The 6,855-nt window shown below is 58.9% G+C and carries 6 protein-coding genes; 4 read left to right on the top strand and 2 right to left on the bottom strand.

The window, feature by feature from the left end; genetic code table 11:
* Window positions 1–281: energy transducer TonB (locus tag ABJK70_RS17920; protein ID WP_347258658.1), on the top strand; the 281-nt coding region annotated here is incomplete at its 5' end.
* A gap of 270 nt (window positions 282–551) precedes the next feature.
* On the top strand, window positions 552–1,088 hold the full coding sequence (locus ABJK70_RS17915; RefSeq protein WP_077730849.1) for a PepSY domain-containing protein: 537 nt from the start codon (window positions 552–554) through the stop codon (window positions 1,086–1,088).
* 56 nt (window positions 1,089–1,144) lie between these two features.
* On the opposite strand, the gene ABJK70_RS17910 is transcribed toward ABJK70_RS17915, so the two are convergent.
* A complete protein-coding gene (locus tag ABJK70_RS17910; protein WP_077730850.1) occupies window positions 1,145–1,939 on the bottom strand; it encodes a hypothetical protein in 795 nt (264 codons plus the stop codon).
* A 143-nt stretch (window positions 1,940–2,082) separates the two neighbouring features.
* Here ABJK70_RS17910 and ABJK70_RS17905 point away from each other — a divergent pair, with 143 nt between their 5' ends.
* Entirely contained in the window at window positions 2,083–3,447 is a 1,365-nt protein-coding gene (locus ABJK70_RS17905) for an alkaline phosphatase family protein (protein ID WP_347258657.1), read from the top strand.
* 252 nt (window positions 3,448–3,699) lie between these two features.
* Here ABJK70_RS17905 and ABJK70_RS17900 read toward each other — a convergent pair whose 3' ends face one another.
* Window positions 3,700–5,193 carry a MinD/ParA family protein gene (locus ABJK70_RS17900; RefSeq protein WP_086133457.1) on the bottom strand — a complete coding sequence of 498 codons (1,494 nt, stop codon included), beginning with the start codon at window positions 5,191–5,193 and terminating at the stop codon, window positions 3,700–3,702.
* A gap of 545 nt (window positions 5,194–5,738) precedes the next feature.
* On the opposite strand from ABJK70_RS17900, the gene ABJK70_RS17895 reads away from it, so the two are divergent.
* The coding region (locus ABJK70_RS17895) for a nickel-dependent hydrogenase large subunit (RefSeq protein ID WP_347258656.1) at window positions 5,739–6,855 on the top strand (1,117 nt) is incomplete at its 3' end.

Genomic DNA, 6,855 nt, shown 5'->3' with positions numbered 1-6,855 from the left:
CCGGCGCCGGGGATCTGGTCGTACTCTCCCGTGTATTGCCGGAATATCCGCCCCGAGCCCGCGCGCAAAAAATCGAGGGTTGGGTGCGGATCGAGATCGACGTCAGCCCTTCGGGTACGGTGAGCGCGGCGAGGGTGGTGGCGGCCAGCCCCGAGCGGGTATTCGACGAGGCCGCGCTCAAGGCGATCCGGCGGTGGCGCTTCAAGCCCGCCTTCAGCGAAGGCCGCGCCGTGGCCCAGCGCGCCACGCTCACGATGAAATTCAGGCTCGAGGAGCGCTGAAGGGCGATATCCCGAATGTAGGCGGTTTCACCTGCTCGTGCGATAGCTTGGATTCTCGACGCGAGTCGAACACGCGCCGGCCGATCAGCGGCGACGCGGGTACCGAAAAGAGTCCCTTACCGGATGTAGGGGGTACGGCATGTTATTGTTAATGAATAAGAAGGCTCTTATACTCGAATCCGGCATCCGATTTGAAGAACAAACGCGGATCGCTGAATCAAAATCTCTAGGGAGTCCGATGTTCCCGCCAGAAGCCAACGGAGGCAAACGATGAAAACACGCATCACAATAACAACATTCACCGCACTGTTTTTGTCCTTGGGAGCGACCGCGGCATTCGCCGAAAAAATCAAAATGCCGAAAACCAAGGTCAGCATGGAAAAATGCCTGGAGGCGGCGCTGGCCAAGAAAGACGGAGAGGTCGTCAAGCTCGAGTTCAAGAAGGAGCGTGGCGCCCCTACCTATGAATTCGAGATCGCCGGCACGGACGGCAAGGACTGGGAATACGAATGCGACGCCAACACGGGAAAAATTACCGAGGAGGAACAGGAAGTCGATAGCGCCGACGATCCGCTGTTCAAGGCCAAGATGAAGATCAGCGAAGAGGAAGCCAAGAAGATCGCCCTCGAAAAGCATCCGGGCGAGATCGTCGAGACCGAATACGAGATCGAGTCCAACGGCGATGCGTCCTATGAATTCGACATCAAGACCGCCGATGGCAAGGAGGTCAAGATGGAAGTCGACGCCGCGACCGGCAAGATCGTCGAGGACGACGAAGAAGAGATTTACCAGATCGGCAAAGAGTGACACTTTCCGATCCGACCCATCCACGAACGGGCTCCGCGGAGCCCGTTTTTTTGCCCTCAGTACATCGAAAGCTTGAACCGGTTCCGCTTCAGGACCGGCTGCGAAGTGATTTGTCGATGGCCGAACAGGTAGCGTTCGGCGGGACGAATCGCGCGCAGGCGGATCGACTCCGCCAAGGGCGGATAGGCAATGGAAGCGGACCGATCCCAGGCCGGCCACTGTGAAAACAATTCGCGCCAGACTTCCGGCTGCCGGCGGCGCAGCATATGGATCGGATCGAAGCCGTACCAGGTGGCCGGCGGCTCGATCAAGCGGATGCCGTATACCCTCGCGAGCTGCCGCATTTCTTCCTGGCAGCGGTTCACACGATCGAACAGCACCGGCCACGCGATTCGGTGCGCCGGGAAGAAAGTCCTGCGCAACAATTCGAACTTCCAGGGATTAAGCCGTTCGACGCTTTCCAGCGGCAAGGCCATCAAGGCGATTTCGGCGCGTTGCTCGGCCAGCCGGTTCAGGCAGGCTTCGACCCAGGCGAGCAGCTGCGGAACGGTGACGCCGTAAACCAGATCGTTGCCGATATCGGTCACGGCCGCGAGCGGTGGAAGACTGTCCGAACCGTGTTTCCGCAGAGCGGTCCACAGCCCGCACCGGACGATGCCGGGAAGCGTTCGGCCCAGCATCCGGCTCCAGAGCCCGTAAGATCGGCCATGCCCGAACGCCGCCAGCACGTCCAAAGGCTCCCGCAATCCCGCTCGCAGACCGTTCACGACCAAGGGAAAGGCCCGTGCGAGATTGCTCGCTCCGATCAGGATCACGGGCCGAGTCGGCTGCTTATCGACTTTGACAGTCATGTTTCTATCGCTGCGGGCACTCGGGCGATTTGGCTTGGGCATCAGTCTGAGCGGATTTGTCACGCGACGTAACGCTGGACTGCGTAAAATAACCGGTTACGAATTTGACGGCATCAGCGACTTAAGTCTTTCGAACATCCGCGATGAAAAAAACAGCCTGCCTGAATGTCCTCCTGATATTTCTGATTCTCTCGACGCCCTTATCTGCTTCGGCCAAATCGAGCCGGAACCCAGGATTGGACCGGATTCGCCACATCGTGGTGATTTATCTTGAGAACCACAGCTTCGACAATCTCTACGGACTGTTTCCGGGAGCGGACGGATTGGCGAATGCGCCGGAGGAAACGATGCGGCAGACCGATCGTCAAGGCGGGGTCTACGCCACCCTGCCCAGGGTAATGAATACCGAAAAGAAGCCGCCTGTGCCCGACGAGCGCTTTCCTTCGGATTTGCCGAACCGTCCGTTCGAGATCAGCCAGTATGTTGCGATCGATCAAAAAATCGGCGATCCGCTACATCGATTTTATCAACACCAGGCCCAAATCAACGGCGGGCGCATGGATCGTTTCGCGGCCGTGTCGGATGCCGGCGGCCTGGCCATGGGCTATTACGACGGCCGCAAGCTTCCGTTGTGGGAGTACGCAGAAAAATACACGCTGGCGGATCGTTTCTTTCAGGCCGCTTTCGGCGGGTCGCTCTTGAATCATTTTTGGCTGGTCTGCGTCTGTACGCCGCATCACGACGACCCGCCGGCCGAATCGATCGTCGTCTTGAACGAGAAAGGCGAGTTGATCAAGGACGGCGTGTTTACGCCCGACGGCTACGCCGTGAACACCATTCAGACGATGCAGACGCCTCACAGCCCGAAGATCACCGATCCGCGCCGGCTTTTGCCGCCGCAAACTTTCCCCACGATCGGCGATCGCCTGTCGGAGAAAAAGATTTCATGGGCGTGGTATTCCGGCGGCTGGAATGATGCGATCGCAGGGAAAGCCGACGAAAGTTTTCAGTACCATCATCAGCCATTCGCGTATTTCGAGCGCTACGCCCAGGGAACCCGCGAAAGGGCCAGGCATCTCAAGGACGAAACGGATTTATTGAAGGCCATCGAAAAAGGAAATTTGCCGGCGGTTTCCTTTTATAAGCCCATAGGAGCCCATAGCGAGCATCCCGGCTATGCCGATCTTCTGGCCGGGGAGATGCAGGCGGTGGCGGTGATCCGCAAGATCGAACAAAGCCGGCTGTGGCGGAACAGCGTGATCATCGTCACTTACGACGAATACGGCGGGTTTTGGGATCATGTCCCGCCGCCTCCGGGCGACCGCTGGGGACCGGGCAACCGCGTGCCGACCATCGTCATTTCCCCGTTCGCCAAGCGCGGGTATGTCGATCACACCTTCTATGACGGCACATCGATCCTGAAATTCATCGAAACCCGGTTCGATCTGAAACCGCTGGGCGAGCGTGACGCCAAAGCCAACGACTTGCTGAATGCGCTGGATTTGTGATCGCTTAAAGTTCTATCGGCGCCGCGCCGGTGTATAGGCCGAAATAAGCTCTTGTAGATCGGCAATCCATTGCCGACACATCCGTTGCGTCGGGAAAGGATTCCCGACCTACTTGGCGACACAGATTTGTAGGTCGGCAATCCTTTGCCGACGATTCGTCGTGTCGGGAAAGGTCGCGACTAAAGCGACGTTTGCGTTGCGATTGGGAAGGGATTCCTGTTAGGCAAAGGCTAACAGGATCGAGAATGGGCTTTATTTTCGCTGCGCTAGTTCGTCCAAGCGCATTTTGGAATCCCGAACCGGTCGCAAGGCTTCCATCAGGATCTCGGCGCTGGCTTGCAGCGCCGCTTCCCGCTCCCCCAAGGCGCCGATCTCGATTCTAAGCTGTTCGATCAGCCGGTCCTTTTCGTCCGCGTAGGGTTTCCCGAAGCGGATTCGAAACCATTCTCGGGCTTTCTCGAGCAAGCGCTCGAAATCCGCCTCGGTGAAAGCCTCCTCGGAAATCCAGCGTTCCATCTCGACCAGAGGATCGATCAGTTTGCATCCGAACTGCCGCTCGTAGCTTGATCTGAGGAATTCCGCGAGTTGGCGGATCTTTTCGTCCGACCCGCGAACGTTCGCCAGCAACTGAACGATCGTGCTGTCGGGACTTCTGATCGGCCGTTCGTAGCGTCGCTCGTAAATGGCTTCCAGCGTCGTGCAAATCTCTTTTAAATCGATTTCCGGAAATCCCTTGACTTCGAGATCCCGATAAAGCATTTGAATCGTATCGAACGGAAAAGCGCTGAACCGTTTGAGATAGGTTTCGATCTGGGATTCTATGGACTCGCGCGTCGGCGTTGGGACGAATGGCGCGCGCTCGGCCGCAGGCGCATCGTTCTCCGTGCTTGGCGGTCGATCCGGGTTGCCGTCAGCGTCCGTGACCGGCGGTTCCGGTGCCTGCCGGGACAGATCGGTTTCCACCTTGTCCCAGTAGCGGCTGAAGTTCGATGCATCCCCTGTGGCCGGCAGCCGCTCCCGAATGACTTCGGCAATCTGTTTGATGGCCCAGCTCGCCGGAGAACTCGGGTGGGTCTGCGTCACCGGCGTCTGCAAGCTCACGGCATCTAGCAGAGCCTCATCGAGCGGCACATAGCCGAGATAATCGACGTCCAAGCCCAGGTAGTTCTTGATCGCGCCCCGAAAGCGGTTGAACACCTCCAGGCTGCTGGCGCGGTCTTTGGTCATGTTGACCAGCACGTGAAAATCGATCTCGGCCTCGCGGTTTTTCAGGATCTTGATCAGCGAGAAGGCGTCGGTCAGCGACGTGGGCTCCGGCGTGATGACCAGAATCGCCGTGCCCGCCGCCAGCAAGAAATCCTGCACGTTGTTTTCCACGCCGGCCGGCGTATCGATCAGGATGTAGTCGTAGCTCGAATCCAGATCGGCCAGGCCGAGAATCAGCCGGTGCCTTTGCTCCGGTTCGAGATTGGCGCACTCCGCGATGCCGGATGCGGCGGGAACGATGTGGAAATTCTCGCGGTAGCGGAGTATGACGTCGTCCAGACGCTTTCGCCCCTTCAGGCAGTCGGCGAGAGTGGCTTCGGGATGTACGCCCAGCAGCACATTGACGTTGGCGAGACCGGTATCGGCGTCGAACAGACAGGTCTTTTCCGCGTGCTCCGACAGCGCGCAGGCCAGATTGACGGCCAGATTGCTTTTGCCGACGCCGCCTTTACCGCTGGTGATGGCGATGACACGAGCCATGAGTGAGGGGGCCTTTTGGGGTTTTCGATCTTAAAAGTGTAGCCGTGGATGAATGCCGGTGTGACGCTTTCAAATCGGTTTTCGAAACGAGTTCTATGCAAGGTGGAGCGGCGGTAGTAACCTAGTTCCGCTCCGATGGAGCCTTTTGGCGTGCTTCGGTTTGCCGCGACCCGGTCGATGACCGGAACGGATATTTTCATGGACGTTACAGGGAGTGTGACATGGCCCCTCGGTCGCTGTTTTTGCCAAGAAGGGTTTTTTTGCGATCTTTTTCCGTTCCCGGTTTTTTCGGAGGAGCGGGGCGATGAGCGGTCACGGCGCTTTCGCGTCGAACTGCTTTCGAGCGAGGCTTGCGCGCTTTGGCACCGGACAAGGGGGTATCGTCGAGGACCGCCGGGCATGCGGTCGCTCGCGCGGAAGTTCCGCCGCGGCGTTTCTACCGGAATTGGCTTGCAGGGAGGGTGAACCTAGCCGAAACATGTGTCTCCGCTTAAATCGATCGCCATCACTTTTTACGAGGTAGCAAGGCGATGGCAATCGAATTCATGAGTGAACAACAAGCTGTCGATACCGGATCCGGACCCGCGCGGCTGGACGGGGATGCCATCCTGGACTTGCGCATCCGCAACGCGCGGATCGAAAGCCTTGCGCTTCACATCTTCGAGCAGTCCCGGCTGCTCTCAGCATTTCTCGAAGGACGGGCATGTTTCGACGTGCCCGACACGCTGGCGCGCATCTGCGGGACCGGTCCCGTAGCCTATCAAATGAGCGCCGTGCAAGGACTCGAATCGGCTTTGGACTGCCGTCCGACAGCCTGGATTCAGGCGATGCGGCGGGTGATGTGCTGCGGCGAGTGGATCGCGAGCCATTCGCTGCACATTCACTTGCTCGCCGCCCCGGATTTCCTTGGGTTTTCGAGTCTGGCGGAAATGTCTCGGGACTTTCCGGACGAAGTGCGTCGCGGACTGCGTCTGCACAATCTGGGTTGCGAGTTGATCCGACTGTTTCACGCCTCGTCTTCCCGCGCGGCGGGAGTCCGCATCGGCGGATTTCACCATGTGCCGTCCAAGGCCCAGGTCAGGCAATTGGTCGAGCGGCTACGCGCCGCCTTGCCGGAAGCGGAGGCCTTGGTGGCTTGGACGGGCGCCATCGATCTGCCTGCCAGCGAACAGGCGTTCATCAACGTGGCCCTGCGGCATCCGGATGCGTACCCGATGTGTGGCGGCACCATCGTTTCCAGTACCGGCTTGAACATAGCCGTCGAGAGTTTCGAAAGGTATTTCCAAGTGCACCGGGATCCGCATTCCAAGACCGATTATTCATTGATCGAGGGAAGGCCTTATCTCGCGGGGCCCCTAGCGCGGCTGAACCTGAACCGGGACCTGTTGCCCGGTCCGGTGGCCGAGGCTCTGCGCAAAACCGGCATCGCTTTTCCCAGCCGAAACATTTTCCACAGTATTGTGGCGCGAGCGGCGGAGGTGTATTTCGCGATAACCGATGCGATTCGCCTGCTGGACGGCTATGAACCGCAGGCGTCGTACGTCGAGGCTCGAACTCGTGCCGGGACCGGATTCGCCTGTACCGAAGCTCCGCAGGGCATTCTCTGGCACTGCTACGAAGTCGATGCCCAGGGTCGCGTGATGCGCGCACGGATCGTTTCTC

Origin of the sequence: Methylocaldum sp., assembly GCF_039794385.1 — a bacterium.
In the GTDB taxonomy this organism is placed as follows: Bacteria; Pseudomonadota; Gammaproteobacteria; order Methylococcales; family Methylococcaceae; genus Methylocaldum.
This window is presented reverse-complemented; position numbering and strand designations above follow the sequence as displayed.